This is a genomic window from Jonesia denitrificans DSM 20603, from assembly GCF_000024065.1.
GTDB lineage: Bacteria > Actinomycetota > Actinomycetes > Actinomycetales > Cellulomonadaceae > Jonesia > Jonesia denitrificans.
The window spans coordinates 732,629-750,017 of the sequence record NC_013174.1 but is presented as its reverse complement, the minus strand read 5'-3'; the positions used below and the strand labels follow the sequence as shown (position 1 = coordinate 750,017).

Here is a 17,389-nt window from a genome sequence, read left to right as displayed (position 1 = left end):
GGCAACCACAGAACATACCTGCCTACACGCCTTGGGAAGCCACGTGTCTTTCCGCTGTTGACACCACATTTTCCAGCAAGAACGCGCGAGTCATCGGACCCACCCCACCGGGGTTCGGGGATACCCACGCAGCCACATCACGCGCATCGGCAGCAATATCACCCACCACGATCGACTTCCCTGTAGCCTCATCCACCCGGCGTGACACCCCCACATCGATGAGGATCGCCCCAGGTTTCACATGTTCCTTCGTGACAATATCTGGCACACCGGCTGCCGCGACAATGACATCCGCCTGAGCCAGCAACTCAGCAAGGTTCCTCGTCCCGGTGTGAGTCAACGTGACAGTTGCATTGACCGCCCGACGCGTCAACAACAAACCAATAGAGCGCCCCACCGTTGTTCCGCGCCCAACCACCACCACATGTTTCCCCTCAAGCGACACACCATTGCTTTCAATCAACGCAATAATGCCCGCAGGTGTGCAAGGCAGCGGTGAGGTCACCGGTTCATTCACCCGCAGAACCAGGCGTCCCAGATTCATAGGGTGCAGGCCATCAGCATCCTTCGCAGGATCGATCAGCTCCAACACAGCGTTCGTGTCCACCCCATGCGGCAACGGCAACTGAACAATGTACCCGGTGCACGCTGGGTCCTCATTCAGCCGTGTGATCGCCGCAACGATGTCATCCTGTGTCGCGTCAGCGGGAAGATCCTCGCGAATGGACGCGATCCCCACTTCCGCACAATCACGATGCTTACCAGCGACGTACCACGTAGAACCAGGGTCATCTCCCACAAGAAGAGTGCCCAACCCAGGCGTGACACCCTTCGTTCGAAGCACGGCCACCCGCTCCGCAAGCTGCGTCTTCATCCGAGCAGCAGCCGCTTTCCCATCAAGTATCTGGGCAGTCATCTGCTCCGCCTCTCAGTACTGTTCAAGACCGGGGTACAACGGGAAGTTGTCAGCAAGTCGGTCAACACGCGCACGAAGCGCATCAACGTCCGCCTTGCCTCCACCTGCCAAAGCGAGAGCAATAATGTCCGCAACCTCACTAAACTCAGCATCACCAAACCCGCGCGCAGCAAGAGCAGGTGTACCAATACGTAAACCTGATGTCACGCGAGGTGGGCGCGGATCAAAAGGCACCGCGTTCCGGTTCACGGTGATTCCCACAGAGTGGAGGAGATCTTCAGCCTGCTGGCCATCGAGGTCCGAGTGACGCAAGTCAACCAGAACAAGGTGAACGTCAGTCCCGCCGGTGAGAACAGACACACCAGCGTCAGCAACATCAGCACCGGTCAACCGCTCAGCGATGATTTTCGCCCCACGGAGCACACGTTCTTGGCGCTCCACAAAGTCAGCGCTACCAGCAATTTTGAAGGCAACAGCCTTCGCAGCAATGACGTGCATGAGCGGGCCACCCTGCTGGCCGGGGAAGACAGCAGAATCAATCTTCTTCGCCCACTGCTCTCGGGACAAAATAAACCCAGAACGCGGACCACCAATGGTTTTGTGCACAGTGGAGGACACAACATCGGAGTGCGGAACAGGGCTAGGGTGCAAGTCCGCCGCAACTAACCCGGCAAAGTGCGCCATGTCAGTCCACAATTTCGCACCAACTTCATCAGCTATCGAGCGGAAAGCAGCAAAGTCGAGGTGCCGTGGGTAAGCCGACCACCCAGCAATAATGACATCTGGTCGCTCTGCAAGGGCCTTGTCTCGCACCTTATCCATGTCGATGAGAGAGGTGCTTTCCTCCACCCCGTAAGCAGCAACCTCATACAGCTTCCCGGAAAAGTTAATCTTCATTCCGTGGGTGAGGTGACCACCGTGGGCAAGGTTCAGACCCATGATTTTGTCGCCCGCATTAATCAGCGCATGCAACACCGCAGCGTTTGCCTGAGCTCCAGCATGGGGTTGAACGTTAGCGTGTTCCGCGCCAAACAAGGCCTTCACCCGCTCAATGGCGAGGTTTTCTGCCACATCAACTTGTTCGCAGCCACCGTAGTAACGGCGACCAGGGTATCCTTCAGCGTACTTATTTGTCAGCACTGACCCTTGTGCTTGCAAGACAGCTCGAGGAACAAAGTTCTCCGACGCAATCATCTCCAACGTACCGCGCTGACGTGTCAGTTCACCGTCGAGAACGGCTGCGATTTCGGGGTCGACCTGAGCTAGGCCTTGATCCATGATGGACTCACCGGTGGCGGACATGCTTCTCCAATCTCCTCGCGGAAGTTCCGCGATGCTTCGGTTTCTGTGCACGGCACCGAAAGGAGAGCAACGGGCAGCTCCGGTCCTGACAATGCCGTGTCGTGACCGGGCCCAGGCGGACGACCCTTGGTCGAAGCTGCTGTGTCACTCCCCGGTGGTTCCCCACCACACCTGACCCACAGTCAGGGATACGCCAGTTGTGACACCTCACCTACTCTAGCGGAGATCTCACACACAAGGCACCCCCTTTCAGGGCGGGTCACTACCGGGTGAGAGCACCTGTTCGCTAGAGTTCACTTTGTGAATGCAAAGCCGCCGACGCCAGGGTCGCAGTCGTCGCTTCGCGAATCCAATCGGACGCGGATCATCGACGCGATCAAGCAATTCGGCGGGCTCACCCAAGTGGAGCTCGCCGGTGCGACCGGGTTGTCGGCTGCCACCGTGTCGAACATTGTCAAGGAGCTCACCACTCTGGGGGTTGTGCAAACCTCCCCCAGCACCCGCAGTGGTCGGCGAGCACAGCACGTCACATTGGCTCGAACACCTGGTTTAGTGGGTGCAGTCCAGTTTGGTTTACGCCACATGCGGGTCGCGCTAGCTGACTCGTCCGGGTCGCTGTTGTCGGATCATCAACTACCTTTGGGTGCAGACCACCGCGCTGATGCCGGGCTCGATCGTGCCGCCTTACTCATCGCGGACATGATGGAAACCTTCGATGCAGAATCTGCGGAACTGCAGGGGGTTGCGGTCGCTTTACCCGCACCTGTTGAGCATTCTTCAGGTCTCATCACCTCGCCGGGAATCATGCGTGGGTGGGACAACGTTGCTGTCGCCCACGTCATGAGTGAGCGCATCGGCAAACCCGTGTATGTGGCGAACTCCTCGAACATGGGCGCTTTAGGAGAACTGCGTCAGGGCGCTGCTGCAGGAGCCCAGCACACGTTGTATATCCAGGTGGGCCAACGTATTGGCGCTGCGCTCATCATCAACGGCGAGCTCTTTTGGGGGGCGAACGGTTCAGCTGGCGAGTTCGGTCACACAACGACTGACCCCGACGGCCAAATCTGTCGATGCGGTAACCGTGGTTGCCTAGAAACTGTTGCGGGTGGAAACGTTCTACTTGAAGCGCTGCGCGTGTCTCACGGTGTGATGACGCTCAAAGATATGATGCGGTACGCGCGTGACGGTGACCTCGGGTGTATTCGCGCCATCGCAGACGCAGGTCGTGCAATTGGGTTAGCTGCTGCGAACCTGTGCAATGTGTTTAACCCAGAGCGCGTGGTGGTGGGCGGCGACCTCGCCCACACCGGCTCCATTTTGCTTGATCCGCTGCGGGAAACGATTGAACGTTTTTCGCTTCCCAGTACCGCTGAATGCATCACGATTGTGCCAGGTAGTTTGGGAGCAGACGCCGAAATGATCGGCACCATTACCTACGCGTTAGACCGCAGTGAAGCGTTCCATCGCTATCCTGCCTCACCGACAACCCACTCCACGGAGGACCAGTGAACAACGCTGTATCCGGTCCCGCCTCACGTGACCGGGGGAACCCGATCTTTTCGTTGCGCGACATCTCAAAGCACTTCAACGCGGTGCAAGCACTGTCCCATGTCGACCTCGATATCCACGCGGGTGAAGTGGTTGCACTCGTGGGTGATAACGGGTCAGGCAAATCCACGTTGGTGAAAATCCTTGCTGGCGTGTACCAACCTGACGGAGGCACAATCAGCCACCAGGGCACAACGATCACTTTGCCCTCACCCAGTGCGGCACAACATGCGGGTATCGCCACAGTTTTTCAAGATCTTGCCCTCACTGACAACCTCACGATTGTCAACAACTTGTTCCTGGGGCGGGAAGTCACTCGTGGTGGTTTGCTCAACGAACACGAGATGGAGCAGCAAGCAACAACCCTACTTCGTCGTTTGAAAGCACGGATGCCCAGTATTCGTACACCTGTTGCTCATTTGTCTGGGGGGCAAAAACAATCGGTGGCGATCGCCCGCACTCTGCTTGGTAACCCCCAAATGATTCTCTTGGACGAGCCGACCTCCGCGTTGTCTGTCACCCAGTCCGCAGAGGTGCTCACCCTCATTGAATCGTTGAGGGAACGTGGGCTAGGCGTGGTCATCGTGTCGCACAACCTCGCGGAGGTGCAAGCAGTAGCAGACCGGATCATGGTGTTGCGTTTGGGGCGAAATATTGGCACCTTTCACACCCGTGATGTGTCCTATGAACAGATTGTGTCGCTCATTACCGGTGCCACGGATCGCCTTGACCTGCCCACCGCGAACCCTCATCGCGCGGAACCACGCGAGTAACAGTCGTTACTGTTCGCCCAAAATTTTGCGCAGGTAAGCGTAGGTCAAGTCACCAGCCACCTGATCGTGCTGATGTTCATAACCTTGTGCTTGGTACATGGCCAAATTGTGCTTTGAATCTTTCCCGGTGAACACCCAAATCTCTGTGGTTTCCTCAGGTAAGTGAGGAAGAACCGCGAACATCATCTGGGTTCCAATACCTTGCCCCTGCATGTCAGGAGCAACAGCAAGCCGGCCTAGTGTCGCTTTACCGTCCTCGAGTTCGACCCGCACTGACCCCACAAGCCGGTGCCCAGCCCACGCGCCCAGGGTGACCACATCGTCCCGTTCCAGGTCATCCACCAACTCTTCCAAAGTTTGAGTCAACGGTGGAATATTAGGGTCACCGTATGTTTGGGCTTCAGTCACAAAAGCAGCCCGACGCAGGGTGAGCAGTTCCCCTGCATGCTCAGTGGAGACCAAGGCGATTGTGATGTCGTTCTCACTCATGCCCCTATCGTCGCAGACTTTGGTGTCAGATGCGGCACTGTCCACGCTGAGGACGCTACCCTTGTTCGTGTGACCACTACGCCTGCATCCGATCACTGGGTCCTGACCCTGTCCTGCCCTGACCGTCCTGGCATTGTGCGCGCCGTTGCTGGCGCCATTGCTGACCACGGGGGAAACATCACCGAATCCAAACAGTTCGGAGACCCTGACACGGGGTTGTTCTTCATGCGGGTCCAAGGCGAAACAACCATTGCCCGTGACACTCTATTGGCCACACTGACACCGTTAGCCGAACAGTTTGAGTGGACGTGGAACCTCGACACTGTCGGGCGGCGGATCCCCACCATCATCATGGTGTCCAAAGCCGCCCACGCGCTCAACGACCTCCTCTTCCAACAACGAGCTGCACGCCTTCCCATAGAGGTTGTTGCCGTTGTCGGTAACCACAATGACCTCGCGGACCTCGCCACTTTCTACGGGGTTCCGTTCCACCACATCCCCGTCACCGCGGACACCAAACCGCAAGCAGAAGCCGAACTACTTGCCCTTGTCCAGTCCACTGGTGCTGAACTTGTCGTCCTCGCCCGGTACATGCAGGTGCTGTCAGACACTCTGTGTCGAGCTCTTGAAGGTCGAGTCATAAACATTCACCACTCCTTCCTCCCCTCCTTCAAAGGAGCACGCCCTTACCACCGTGCCCATGACCGGGGAGTCAAACTCATTGGCGCCACCTCGCACTACGTCACTGCTGACCTTGATGAAGGCCCCATCATCGAGCAGGACATTGACCGGGTTGACCACGAGATGAGCGTGGAGGAATTCATCGCTCTTGGTCAAGACGTCGAACGGCGAGTCCTGTCGCGAGCCGTTGCATGGCACGCCCAACATCGGGTGCTCATGAACGGCCACAAAACAGTGGTCTTCCGCTAATAATCGGGTCCTACTCATTTGTGGACGGTCGGTCCTGGCGCGATTCTTCCGCTGAACCGTCGTCATGCACCGTTTCCATCACCCTCGACGGCAAATCTCGCAGCGTGACAAAAGGGGAAAGCACAAGAAAAAGCGCGGCAACGACCTCACCGACAACGACCACCCACAGCATGGTTACCACGCCCCACCGGTCAGCGATCACACCGCCAACGATGCCCGAGAAAGGCATCGTCCCCCACACAAGGAACCGAAACGATGCGTTCATCCGCCCCAAAAGTTCAGGCGGACATAATCGTTGCCGGAAACTCACCTGCGAAACGTTAAACAACGTCACCGACACCTGCATCGCGAATCCCGCGCAAATCACCACAACCACGGGTGACACAGCATCGCGAAGGTGCCAAGCCAACGGGAGACCTGCAAACAACAATGGGCTCGCCAATGCCGACAGTGCAATAATGCGCCCCTCCCCTACCCACAGTGTGGCGCGACGTGCAATAACAGCTCCAAGGATTCCACCCACGGCAGAAGCAGTCATAATGACACCCAGTGTCGCACTGTCCCTCTTCAGGGTTTCCAAGATGTAGTACGTGAACATCGCGAACCCCATTGTGGAGAAAAACGCGTTCGCGGCGGTAGCAAACACCAAACGGTTCAGTAGCGGCGTCCGCACAATAAACGCCAACCCTTCCCGCATCGCAGGAACCAACGGAATATACTGCTCACGCGGCGGGCGGTCTTCACTGTGCCGAATGCGCCCCAAAATCACGACAGAGACCACGTAAGTCACCACGTTCACAGCAATAAGAATCGGTGACGACACCACACGCAACAACGCGCCACCCACAGCCGGAACACTGACCGCCGCGATCGAATACGTTGCTTGGAGCTTCGTGTTTCCCTCCGAAATATGGGCAAGACCCACCAGGCCAGGAAGATAAGACAAGTGTGCGATATCAAAGAACACCGTCGCCACCGAGATCGCCACTCCCGCCACGTAGAGTAACGGCATCGACCCGTACCCCAGCATCGCCACGACAACAACAGCACCCAACACAACAGCCCGCAGCAGGTCTGCCCAGATCAGAACCGAGCGCTTACGCATCCGATCCACCCACACACCAGCAGGCAGACCCAAAACAAGAAAGGCAATGGTCTGCGACGAAGACAAGTACCCCATCGCCATTTCGTCGGCACCAAGATAGCGCACCGCATAGATCGGAAGGGCAAGGGCAGTGAGTTGCGCACCGACCTGACTGAGGGCGTCAGCCGCCCACAGTCGTTGGAAGTCACGGTGACCGCGGAGCGTTATGGGAGGGGGTGTGGGCACAAACGATTATTTTACGCGTGCACAATCCCCTAGCTGACCATGTGGTTGGGTCAGCCAATTCCCAGACGCTTCACCGATTCTTGCTCTGCCACCAATTCTGCCACCGACATCTCCAGACGTTGCTGCGAAAACTGTGACATACTCAACCCCTCGACGATTTCCCACTGCCCATTCACACTGACTGCAGGGAATGAGGATACAAGCCCGTCCGGAACCCCATAAAGCCCTGGAGAAGGCAACGCCACAGAGGTCCAGTCACCTGCCGGAGTTCCCTGCACCCAATCACGCATGTGCCACACCGCGGCATTAGCAGCAGATGCAGCAGACGATGCCCCCCGTGCCTTAATGATGGCCGCACCGCGCTGCGCAACAGTCGTCATAAACTCACCGGTTGCCCACTCGGAATCCACCGCGTCCCCCAACGGTTTGCCATCAATCTGGGCGTGCGAAATATCCGGGTACTGCAAGGCAGAGTGATTACCCCAAATCGTGAGACGACTGAGCCGCGACGACTCGACACCCAAGTGACGAGCAACCTGCGCCACCGCACGAGTATGGTCCAGGCGAGTCATTGCTGTGAACCGTTCGCGCGGAACATCGGGCGCATTCATCGCAGTAATCCACGCATTAGTGTTGGCCGGATTGCCCACGACAAGAACCCGCACATCAGGCGCAGCACCCTCGTTGATTGCTCGCCCCTGAGGAACAAAAATGCCCGCATTTGCCGTCAGTAGATCAGAACGTTCCATTCCTTGTTGGCGTGGTTTCGCTCCAACAAGGAATGCCGCACTCACCCCGTCAAAAGCATCCACCGTGTCATCAACAACCTCAACCGAGTGAAGAAGAGGAAACGCACAATCCATCAACTCCATGGCGACGCCCTCAGCCGCCCCCAACGCTTGCGGGATTTCTAGTAACCGCAAAGACACCGGGGTATCTGATCCGTACACCTCCCCATTGGCAATCCGAAACGCTAACGCGTACCCGATCTGCCCTGCGCCGCCGGTAATAGTTACAGTCTTCGGTGTTGCCACGCTGCTACTCCTGAAGTGTTGGGTTAACCCGCCGTCCCCTCATCCTATGTGGCCCGCACCACTTTTTGCTCCAAGACACGGCGGAGGCGGCCACCATACGGTGGCCGCCTCGCATCGTATCAGCGCGCTGACGAGGACTCACGCTCACGTTCGTCACCCTGCGCACCGACCGCATCATCAATCAGCTCATCCATCGGATTCACATCTTCCGGCTCCAACTCACCGGTCCCATACGGGGCATGCACCTCATCGATCATGTCCGCGGTGTTGGCATGATCATGCGGCAACGGGCGGCGACCCGAACGCACCCACGCCATCACGAACGTCACAACAACCGCAACCGCCCACCACACAACAAGATGGGTCACCGCACGTCCCCACACATCGTCAATTCCCTGTCCAGCGATACTGGCGCGGAACGCATAGTGCACCCAGGTCATGGGTAACGCCTCATGCACCCACCCGAAGAACCGTGGGGCTGTTTCCACAGGGAACGTTCCGCCCATGGAGGTGATTTGCAGAACAAGAAGAAGCAGTGACACAAACCGTCCCCGGTAACTCAGCAACGCAACCAGCGCCTGGTTCACTGCAACAAACGTCACCGACGCGATCATTGCGATCCCCACAAACCTGCCCACGTGCATGGCGTGGATATCCACCAACCAGTTCCCCACCAGCACCGCTAACGCTGCTTGAAGAAGGCCAAGAACACCACCCACCAGCATGGGCCGTGCAGCCGACCACCACCACTTTTCTGCAGTGGAATGGCGGCGATCCAGTGCAGGCATGACCAGGTAGATCGCAATACCACCAATCCACAACGCCAGCGCAAAGAACATGGGACCAAATCCCCCAGCGGCGTTATGGACTGCGTTTTCACGTTCCGCTGTCACGTCAGCCAGGTTCGCAGCGGCGTCAGCGGTGTCCTGAGCCTGCTCTTCGGTGAATGCCGGAATATCGTGTGCACCCTGATCAAGCGCGTCAGACAGATCACCGGCACCAGAAGTGAGACGCTCAGCCCCCTGGGCTAGTGTGTTCGCACCAGTGTCCAAGCTTCCCATCCCACTGTTGAGGCGGAGGATCCCTTGCGCCAACTGTGACGCACCTGCCTGCGCTGAGGTGACACCATCAGCCAGGACCCCCGCGCCCTGCGCAAGATGGGTGACCCCATTGGTGAGTGTGCCGGTTCCTTGGGCTAGCGTCTGAGCTCCGTGATCAACGGTCGCTGCACCGCCTGCCACTGCGGTAGCACCCTTGTGTAATTGTGTGACACCCGATGCGAGCTGTGGTGCCTGCCCAGACAGCTGGGATGCACCGTCAGCAAGGCCTTGCGTGCCTTCGGCGAGTGCTTCCACTGCGTCAGCCAGGTCACTTGCGCCGTTGCGAATAGTCGCTGACGAGGCGGTGAGTGTGCTCGCGCCAGTATCGAGGTGGTGGAGCGCGCCGCGCACGGTGGTCGCTGCTGGTTGTTTGCCCAGACCGATCGCTGATGCGATCTCGTTCGCACCCGTGGACAATGCTGTTGCCCCATCCTGGAGATTGTGCGCGCCGTCAGCAACCTTTGTGACGCCTTCTGCGAGCACCTGCGTTGCGTTGGCTCCTTGGGTGATGCCAGCTGCGATCTGTTGATGTTGTGTCGTTGCGTTGTGCAACTGGGCACACAGGTGTTCTGCGCCTGCTTGCGGGAGGTCGTTGCACTGGTCAGCAAGGTCCGTGAGTGCGGCACTGAGTTCTTGTGAGCGGGCATCGAGGGTGCGCTGGCTGGCGGCGAGTTCAGCGGCTGATGTGGCTGCTTGTGTGGCACCGTCCGCAACTGTGGTGGCGCCCTGTGTCAGGGTGGAGCTTCCTTTCACCAGGTGTGATGCTCCGGTGTTGAGCGTGTCACTGCGGATTGTCAGCGTAGTGATGGATTCGGAGAGTTGGTCGACTCCAGCGGTGTAGTTGGTGATTCCTTGGTGGAGGTGTGTGGCTCCGTTGGCTGCTTCCTGTGCTCCAGTGGCAGCCGTTGTTGCTCCGGTGGCGAGTGCCTGTGCGCCGTGCGTGAGCGAGGGAATGGTTGTGTTGAGGGCGTTGGTTCCGGTGGCGAGTGCGGACGCTCCGGTGGAGAGGTCAGCTGTGCCGTTGGCTAGGTTGTGGGCTCCGTCTGCGAGCTGCTGCGCACCTGTAGATGCGCTTGCGGCTCCGTGGGCGAGATCGTGTGCACCGTGGGCGAGTGTGGTGGTGCCGGTGGAGAGGTCAGTGGCCCCGGTGGCGAGTTGGCTGGCCCCGGTGTGTGCTGAGGCGGCGGCCTCGGCGAGGGTGACCACTCCGGTGTGCAGTTCGTCAGCCCCTGCGTGGAGTTGTTCGCTGCCCTCTGCGGCGTCTTCGGTTTTGTTGTGAATGGTCCCTAGAGAGACAAGCACCGTGTCGATGTATTGTTGGGCGCTTTGCTGTGAGAGGGATCCTTGAAGCGATGCGGCGACAGTTCGTGCCATTGTGCCGGCCAGGTAGTTCACGGCGTCATCGGTGATGATGGTGAGCTGTGTGGGGTCGGGGGCAGGGCTGTTGGTGTCCGCTAGGGTTGCTGCGGTTGCGGAGAAGTTTTCAGGAATAACGAGGTAGGCGCGGATGTCTTCGGTGGTGAGGGCTTTGCCTGCGTCGTCCTGGCTCATGGTCACCCAGGTGAATCCGACGTCGTCTGTGGATGTGGGGTGGGTGAGGCGTTCTTCGAGTTCGTCTCCCAGTGCAAGTGTGGTGTCGGTGCCGTCTGCTGTCGTGGTGTGGGGTTGGTCGAGGTTGACGACGGCTGCAGTCATGGCGCCGATGCGTTCGACGGGGTCTTGGTAGGCGGAGGAGAGGAGTCCGGCGTAGAGCAGGGGGATGAGAGCGACAGCGCAGACAACGATGATGTTGGCGATGCGCGAGTGGGTCATGTGGGGGAGGTATCTGTTGTGTTCGTGGCGGTTGGTGTGCTGTGCCATGTCTGGTCTTTCGTGTGCGGGGCACCTGTGGGGCTGCGGGGCTTCCCGCGCTCGATACAGGTGTGTATCGTTTCCAACCCCGACGATACACACCTGTATCGTGGGTCGACAACCGTTCAATACGGACATGTATCCTTATGTGATGGAGAAGACACCGCGAACCCCACCTGCACGCTCCCTGGGCCATGCTGTCTCCACACACATCTCCGGTCGGCGTGCGGCGGTGGAGAAACTCATCACGAGCGATATCACCGAACGACGCGCATTAACCCAACAAGCACTCTTAGCAACCGGGCGCACCCTCATCGCCAACAAGGGGGTCGCCGGCGTGTCCGTGGGGGATCTCGCTAAAGAGGCTGGATTTACTCGAGGTGCGTTCTACTCCAACTTCACCGACATGGACCACTTCGTCGCTGAGGTCGCTCGCCTCGAATGGCAACACACTCTCGACACCATCGAATCGATCCTGTCCACCCTCGAGATCACGAAAGACAATGCCATCGACGGCGCTGTCGACGTCATGCTCCAAGTACTCCCTCGCGATCGGGACCGATACTTGCTGTGGAACGAATTCTCCACTGTGGAAATACGGTTTCCAGATTCCAGCGCCGAACTGTCCGCTCATTCTCAAGCGTTCTCAGCGGCACTTGTTGACCTACTCAACAGCATCCTTGAGTCCTTCGACCTCGAACCTGTTGTCCCTGCTGTTGACCTCGTCGAGGGAATTATTGGGATCCTGTCCCGCTCAACGCGCAACGAACTGCTCCCCCACAGCACACCTCATCGGCACATCACTGATGCCACAACACTTCTCGAACGGCTCCTGCCCACCATGTTGCGTTCCCTCACACGCCCCACCGCACATGCCTGAGGGCCACCTGCTCAACAGCAGGTGGCCCTCAGGCACACATCAATGGGGGCGAACCCTAGCCAGCGAGACGTGCTGACAGGTTCTCATCAATCGCCGCAAGGAACTCCTCAGTAGTCAGGAACTCCTGATCCTTGGAGATCAACAACGCCAGATCCTTGGTCATTTTGCCGGACTCAACGGTCGTCACGACAACATCTTCAAGAGTCTGCGCAAATTCCACGACCTCAGGTGTGTTGTCCAACTTTCCACGGTGCATCAGCCCACGGGTCCACGCAAAAATGGATGCAATGGGGTTTGTGGAGGTGGGTTTGCCTTGCTGGTGTTGACGGTAGTGACGGGTCACTGTTCCGTGGGCTGCTTCTGCCTCCACGGTCTTCCCGTCTGGGGTCATCAACACTGACGTCATCAGGCCAAGTGAGCCGAACCCTTGAGCAACAGTGTCCGACTGCACGTCACCATCGTAGTTCTTGCAGGCCCAGACGTAGCCACCTTCCCACTTCATGGCCGACGCGACCATGTCGTCAATAAGACGGTGTTCATAGGTGAGACCAGCAGCATCGAACTGTTCTTTGTACTCGGCATCGAACACTTCTTGGAACAGGTCCTTGAACTGGCCGTCATAGGCCTTGAGGATCGTGTTCTTCGTCGAGAGGTACACGGGGTAGTTGCGCTGCAAGCCGTAAGCAAACGATGCACGCGCGAAATCCTTGATGGACTCGTTGAAGTTGTACATCCCCATGGCCACCCCGCCCTCTTCTGGCATGGTGACGACGTCAAACTGCTGCGGCTCGCTGCCGTCTGCCGGTTCGAAGGTCATGGTGATTTTTCCAGCTCCAGGCACCTTGAAGTTGGTGGACTTGTACTGATCACCGTGTGCGTGACGACCGATGATGATGGGCTTGTTCCACCCAGGCACCAACCGGGGAATGTTCGAAATGATGATGGGTTCACGGAACACCACGCCACCGAGAATGTTGCGGATCGTCCCGTTGGGCGATACCCACATCTTCTTCAGTCCAAATTCTTCCACGCGGGCTTCGTCCGGGGTGATCGTGGCGCATTTGACACCGACGTTGTACTGCTTGATGGCGTTCGCAGCGTCTACGGTGACTTGATCGTCGGTGGCGTCACGGTTTTGGATCGACAGGTCGTAGTACTTGAGGTCGATATCGAGGTAAGGGTGGATGAGGCGGTCCTTGATGAACTGCCAGATGATGCGGGTCATCTCATCGCCGTCAAGCTCGACGACCGGGTTTACAACCTTGATCTTGCCCATGCGAGCAACTCTCCTTGAGGTCCGGGGGTATTGCCATAGTCCACCTTAGCCGATTTCTTGACATCAAGATATCTTCGAGGCGCACCGAATGCAGCGTCCTCCAGCTCATGAACACTTACAGTGTTTGCATCGCTGACGACGACGTCGCAAGGAAAGCCAAACACACAGCAATCCCCCAACACCACACGACATCGAGTAGTCGAGAACGCGCTGAAATGCCAAAGGGGGCCCCCGGAACGCTGAGGCGCACCGTACCAACAATTGCCATCAACCCCGCCAGCGCATACACACCAAGACGCGCACTAACAAACGCAATGATCAGCGTGCACACCGCAACAGCTCCCAGCACAACCCACATCGTTGTTGTGCGCAGATCAGACAGTTCTTTGGCAGTGTCAACAGGTGGTGAGGAACTCATGCCTTAACTGTACGCAACGCCTGAAGCGTCTGAAGAGCAGCGGCAGTAGCTTCATACCCTTTGTCTTCTTTTGCTCCTGGGCCACCGGCACGATCGAATGCTTGTTCTTCAGTGTCACAGGTGAGAACACCAAAACCGATCGGCGTTGCTGTAGTCACCGACACCTGGGTGATTCCCTGTGTCACACCCTGACATACATAGTCAAAGTGTGGTGTTCCCCCACGGATCACCACACCAAGGACGACAAGTGCATCATAGGTGTCCGCAAGCGCTGCTGCGACAACCGGTAGCTCAAAACTACCCGGGACGCGAACAACGTCAGCGTCCACGGTCGCATCCGCAGCGCAGCGCTTGGCACTCTCCACCAACTGCGTCATCAGTTGGTCATGCCATTGAGCAGCGATGATCGCAATTTTTGTGGGTTGTTCGATGGGGGTGATACGGGTATCGGGGGCACCGTGTCCGGCCATGTGAGGCTCCTAAACGTTGTTGAGTTGGTGGTCCATACGGGTCTTTTTTGTCCGCATGTAGTCGGCGTTGTAGATCGTGGTGGGTAATTCGATGCGCGTCGTGCCCTGCACGGTCACTCCGTGCGCTTCAAGCCCATGCTGCTTTGCAGGATTGTTGGTCAGGAGATTCACGGTGCTGGCCCCCAGTGCGGTGAGGATCGCCGCCGCGTGTTCCCAGGTGCGTTGATCTGGGGCAAACCCGAGCGCGGTGTTCGCGTCAACGGTGTCATACCCTTCGTCTTGGAGGTGGTAGGCACGGATTTTGTCGAACAGCCCAATTCCGCGGCCTTCGTGACCTCGAAGGTACACAACGATCCCAGGGTGGGTAGCAATATGCATCAGGGCGCGGTCAAGCTGTTCCCCACAGTCACAGCGTTGGGAGGCAAACACGTCCCCGGTGAGGCATTCGGAGTGGACACGCACGTCAGGGATGACGCCCATGTCAGGTGCCCACGTTGAGAGAGTCAAGTGTTCAACAACGTCACCCCGCGGGGTGGTGAATCGCCACGCTTGCACGGTGGTTGAACCATGCGGGGTGGGCATGGTGATCATGGGAGTTTGTTCGGGTACAGGCTGCATATCATGCAAGACTTGGACGTTGGTGCGCCACGCCACTAGGTCAGCGATGGAGATGATGGGGAGCGAGTATGTGTGAGCAAAATCCATGAGCGCATCGCCGCGGAGCATGTCGCCGTTGTCGGCCACGAGTTCCGCGATCACACCAACCGGTTCTTTACCTGCAAGTTCACACAAGTCAACTGCCGCTTCTGTGTGTCCCCTGCGGGCAAGAACCCCATCTGCCACGGCGATCAGTGGAAGAACGTGTCCTGGTCGGGTGAGGTCGCTGGGTTCGGAATCGCGGTCTGCGAGTACCCGCAGTGTGGTTGCACGGTCTGCAGCGCTGATCCCCGTTGTGGTGCCGTGGACCGCGTCACAGGTGATCGTGTAGGCAGTATGTTTCGGGTCCTCGTTTGTTGCCACCATGGGTGGCAACCCCAAGTGGTCAGCACGGTGTGCTGTCATGGGAGCGCACAGCATCCCTGAGGTGTGGCGGATGAAGAACGCCATCATCTCAGGTGTTGCGTCTTGCGCCGCCATGATGAGGTCCGCTTCGTTTTCACGGTCAGCGTCATCCACCACGATGACCATTCCACCAGTGGTGAGGTGAGTCAGCGCGTGGTCAATGGGGTGGAGGTCGAGGTTCACTGGTCAACTCCAGTTGCAGCAGAAAACGCAAGCATGCGTTGGGTGTACTTGGCAAGCACATCAAACTCTAGGTTGAGGTGATCACCGATGTGCACATCGCCTAAGTTGGTGTGTGCCATTGTGGTGGGGATGAGACCAACCTCGCACCACGCGCTTGTCTCATGGGGCTCGCTGACCCCAGTGATCGTCAGGGACACCCCGTTAAGTGCGATAGACCCCTTCTCGGCGACAAGTGGCGCAAACACTGGGTCAAACGTGCAGCGTAGGGTTGTCCATGCGCCATGGTCAGTGCGCGCGGTCACTGTGCCAACCGAGTCAACATGACCTTGCACAACGTGACCGTCAAGGTGCGTGGTGGGCGTTACGCACCGTTCCAGGTTGACGCGGGAACCCACCCCCCGCGACCCAAGGGTTGTTCGAGCCAGTGTTTCCCCCATCAGATCCGCGGTGAAAACACCGCGACCTGCCTCATCAGGGAGCGCAGTTAAGCAGACACCATCGACCGCCAGCGAACCACCGGGTGGAAGACCTTCGAGGATGTCGTGGGCGCGCACCTCAACGATTGCCCCATCTCCTCGAGTCGTCACCGAGGACACGACGCCCATTTCCGAAATGATGCCGCTAAACATGTGTATTGTCCTTTCCTGGCACAGCCTGTGTGTTCACCGCGTCAACCGAGTTGGTCTGTCCATCGGAATCGTGGCGGGGAATGTAGTGAGTGAGAAGATCCACGCCGAGGCGCATCGGCTGCGCAATGGGGTCAGGGAGAAAACGCAGGGCGTCACCCAGCGACGCCACCGAAGACAATGCCGTACTCGTTGTTCCTCCCCCCAGCAACATGGGCGCGGTATAAACCTCGAGAAGGTCAACGAGTCCTGCTTCGAGGAACGCTCCGATCAGCCGGGGGCCTCCTTCGATGAGAATGTCACGTGCACCACGCTCATATAACTGATGCGCTGCCAGGTTCGGGTCATGTGTCGGCAGGTGGACAAACCGGCCATCAGCGCCTCGTATCGGCGCATCAGGTGGCGTGGTGGTATGCCCCATGTGCACTCGTAAAGGTTGGGCACCACCGGGGTCATAGCGCGCAGTCAACGTCGGTTGGTCGGCCAGAACAGTTCCTGTCCCCACCACAATGGCATCAACAAGGTGCCGCTGCTTATGTGCGTACTCTCGTGCTTGCGGCCCAGTGATCCACTGTGATGTGCCATCCAGCGCGGCACTGAAACCATCTAAACTTTGCGCGATCTTCGCCCGAATAAAGGGGCGGCGCTCACGCTGCGCGGTCAGCCACCGCTCATTCAATGACACCGCTGCGTCCAGTGGGACAATATCCACCACAACCCCGGCAGCGCGAAGGGTGTGTGCACCACCAGCAGCCACATCGTGGGGGTCTTCACCAGCAATGACAACCCTGGGGATTCCCGCGTCAAGAATGGCATCCGTACATGGAGGAGTCACACCATAGTGATTACACGGTTCCAGCGTGACATACATGGTCGCAGCATCAAGACGGAGACCACGATCACGAGCACAACGAAGAGCATCAACTTCAGCGTGAGCTGTCCCGCGGCCGCGGTGGTGCCCTACAGCGACGTCACCTGAGTGTTCATCAACAATGACAGCCCCAACCAGAGGGTTCGCCCCCCGCACACCGCGTGCGGCCTGCTCAAGGGCCACGTTCATCCACCGTGTTGCCTGATCCACCTCTCACCTTCCCACCATCAGCCAGAGATGGGAGGGATCAGCTCACAACACCGTGCACCCCATCAGGGTGCAGCACGGCACGGCACACCACACAGCAGATACTGTCCGGCATCACCACGT

16 protein-coding genes and 1 riboswitch are annotated in these 17,389 nt (G+C 58.3%); of the genes, 4 read left to right on the top strand and 12 right to left on the bottom strand.

What is annotated here, in order from left to right:
• Positions 1-22: 22 nt before the first annotated feature.
• Complete coding sequence (locus tag JDEN_RS03500) at positions 23-916, bottom strand: bifunctional methylenetetrahydrofolate dehydrogenase/methenyltetrahydrofolate cyclohydrolase (RefSeq protein WP_015770987.1); 894 nt, start codon at positions 914-916, stop codon at positions 23-25.
• Positions 917-928: 12 nt separating this feature from the next.
• Positions 929-2,218, bottom strand: coding sequence for a serine hydroxymethyltransferase (glyA, locus tag JDEN_RS03495; protein WP_015770986.1), 1,290 nt, complete (start codon positions 2,216-2,218; stop codon positions 929-931).
• 102 nt (positions 2,219-2,320) lie between these two features.
• Positions 2,321-2,429: riboswitch (ZMP/ZTP riboswitch) on the bottom strand.
• An 89-nt stretch (positions 2,430-2,518) separates the two neighbouring features.
• On the opposite strand from glyA, the gene JDEN_RS03490 reads away from it, so the two are divergent.
• Together JDEN_RS03490 and JDEN_RS03485 are read left to right on the top strand one after the other, a co-directional pair.
• The gene (locus JDEN_RS03490) at positions 2,519-3,727 is read left to right on the top strand and encodes an ROK family transcriptional regulator (protein ID WP_015770985.1); all 1,209 of its coding nucleotides are present in this window, start codon (positions 2,519-2,521) and stop codon (positions 3,725-3,727) included.
• Complete coding sequence (locus JDEN_RS03485; RefSeq protein WP_015770984.1) at positions 3,724-4,539, top strand: ATP-binding cassette domain-containing protein; 816 nt, start codon at positions 3,724-3,726, stop codon at positions 4,537-4,539. Before JDEN_RS03490 ends, JDEN_RS03485 begins: the two co-directional genes overlap by 4 nt.
• Before the next feature lie 6 nt (positions 4,540-4,545).
• On the opposite strand, the gene JDEN_RS03480 is transcribed toward JDEN_RS03485, so the two are convergent.
• Positions 4,546-5,028, bottom strand: a complete 483-nt coding sequence (locus tag JDEN_RS03480) for a GNAT family N-acetyltransferase (RefSeq protein ID WP_015770983.1) — start codon at positions 5,026-5,028, stop codon at positions 4,546-4,548.
• Positions 5,029-5,097: 69 nt separating this feature from the next.
• Between JDEN_RS03480 and purU the strand changes: the two genes are divergently transcribed.
• Complete coding sequence (purU, locus tag JDEN_RS03475) at positions 5,098-5,958, top strand: formyltetrahydrofolate deformylase (protein ID WP_015770982.1); 861 nt, start codon at positions 5,098-5,100, stop codon at positions 5,956-5,958.
• Positions 5,959-5,968: 10 nt separating this feature from the next.
• Here the strand turns inward: purU and JDEN_RS03470 are convergent, their stop codons facing one another.
• The 3 genes from JDEN_RS03470 to JDEN_RS03460 all read right to left on the bottom strand — a co-directional run bounded on the left by JDEN_RS03470 (position 5,969) and on the right by JDEN_RS03460 (position 11,282).
• Complete coding sequence (locus JDEN_RS03470) at positions 5,969-7,288, bottom strand: MFS transporter (RefSeq protein WP_015770981.1); 1,320 nt, start codon at positions 7,286-7,288, stop codon at positions 5,969-5,971.
• 50 nt (positions 7,289-7,338) lie between these two features.
• Positions 7,339-8,322, bottom strand: coding sequence for a malate dehydrogenase (locus JDEN_RS03465; protein WP_015770980.1), 984 nt, complete (start codon positions 8,320-8,322; stop codon positions 7,339-7,341).
• A 119-nt stretch (positions 8,323-8,441) separates the two neighbouring features.
• On the bottom strand, positions 8,442-11,282 hold the full coding sequence (locus tag JDEN_RS03460) for a YhgE/Pip domain-containing protein (RefSeq protein WP_015770979.1): 2,841 nt from the start codon (positions 11,280-11,282) through the stop codon (positions 8,442-8,444).
• A 142-nt stretch (positions 11,283-11,424) separates the two neighbouring features.
• On the opposite strand from JDEN_RS03460, the gene JDEN_RS03455 reads away from it, so the two are divergent.
• Complete coding sequence (locus JDEN_RS03455; protein ID WP_041287800.1) at positions 11,425-12,153, top strand: TetR/AcrR family transcriptional regulator; 729 nt, start codon at positions 11,425-11,427, stop codon at positions 12,151-12,153.
• 55 nt (positions 12,154-12,208) lie between these two features.
• On the opposite strand, the gene JDEN_RS03450 is transcribed toward JDEN_RS03455, so the two are convergent.
• The 6 genes from JDEN_RS03450 to ribD all read right to left on the bottom strand — a co-directional run bounded on the left by JDEN_RS03450 (position 12,209) and on the right by ribD (position 17,269).
• Positions 12,209-13,429: an NADP-dependent isocitrate dehydrogenase gene (locus tag JDEN_RS03450; protein ID WP_015770977.1), complete on the bottom strand. Its 1,221-nt coding sequence runs from the start codon at positions 13,427-13,429 to the stop codon at positions 12,209-12,211.
• Positions 13,430-13,544: 115 nt separating this feature from the next.
• Complete coding sequence (locus tag JDEN_RS03445) at positions 13,545-13,847, bottom strand: DUF3017 domain-containing protein (RefSeq protein ID WP_015770976.1); 303 nt, start codon at positions 13,845-13,847, stop codon at positions 13,545-13,547.
• Entirely contained in the window at positions 13,844-14,317 is a 474-nt protein-coding gene (gene ribH / locus JDEN_RS03440; RefSeq protein WP_015770975.1) for a 6,7-dimethyl-8-ribityllumazine synthase, read from the bottom strand. Before ribH ends, JDEN_RS03445 begins: the two co-directional genes overlap by 4 nt.
• A gap of 9 nt (positions 14,318-14,326) precedes the next feature.
• A complete protein-coding gene (gene ribB / locus JDEN_RS03435; protein ID WP_015770974.1) occupies positions 14,327-15,562 on the bottom strand; it encodes a 3,4-dihydroxy-2-butanone-4-phosphate synthase in 1,236 nt (411 codons plus the stop codon).
• Positions 15,559-16,191, bottom strand: coding sequence for a riboflavin synthase (locus JDEN_RS03430; RefSeq protein ID WP_015770973.1), 633 nt, complete (start codon positions 16,189-16,191; stop codon positions 15,559-15,561). Before JDEN_RS03430 ends, ribB begins: the two co-directional genes overlap by 4 nt.
• Positions 16,184-17,269: a bifunctional diaminohydroxyphosphoribosylaminopyrimidine deaminase/5-amino-6-(5-phosphoribosylamino)uracil reductase RibD gene (gene ribD / locus JDEN_RS03425; RefSeq protein WP_049754413.1), complete on the bottom strand. Its 1,086-nt coding sequence runs from the start codon at positions 17,267-17,269 to the stop codon at positions 16,184-16,186. The genes JDEN_RS03430 and ribD overlap by 8 nt, the downstream gene beginning before the upstream one ends.
• Between the last annotated feature and the right edge of the window lie 120 nt (positions 17,270-17,389).

Excerpts from the sequence above, each read along its gene's own strand:
- JDEN_RS03500 (WP_015770987.1), bottom strand. The coding sequence starts at position 916 with ATGACTGCCCAGATACTTGATGGGAAAGCGGCTGCTGCTCGGATGAAG.
- glyA (WP_015770986.1), bottom strand. The coding sequence starts at position 2,218 with ATGTCCGCCACCGGTGAGTCCATCATGGATCAAGGCCTAGCTCAGGTC.
- JDEN_RS03480 (WP_015770983.1), bottom strand. The coding sequence starts at position 5,028 with ATGAGTGAGAACGACATCACAATCGCCTTGGTCTCCACTGAGCATGCA.
- JDEN_RS03460 (WP_015770979.1), bottom strand. The coding sequence starts at position 11,282 with ATGGCACAGCACACCAACCGCCACGAACACAACAGATACCTCCCCCAC.
- JDEN_RS03455 (WP_041287800.1), top strand. The coding sequence starts at position 11,425 with ATGGAGAAGACACCGCGAACCCCACCTGCACGCTCCCTGGGCCATGCT.
- JDEN_RS03450 (WP_015770977.1), bottom strand. The coding sequence starts at position 13,429 with ATGGGCAAGATCAAGGTTGTAAACCCGGTCGTCGAGCTTGACGGCGAT.
- JDEN_RS03445 (WP_015770976.1), bottom strand. The coding sequence starts at position 13,847 with ATGAGTTCCTCACCACCTGTTGACACTGCCAAAGAACTGTCTGATCTG.
- ribH (WP_015770975.1), bottom strand. The coding sequence starts at position 14,317 with ATGGCCGGACACGGTGCCCCCGATACCCGTATCACCCCCATCGAACAA.
- JDEN_RS03430 (WP_015770973.1), bottom strand. The coding sequence starts at position 16,191 with ATGTTTAGCGGCATCATTTCGGAAATGGGCGTCGTGTCCTCGGTGACG.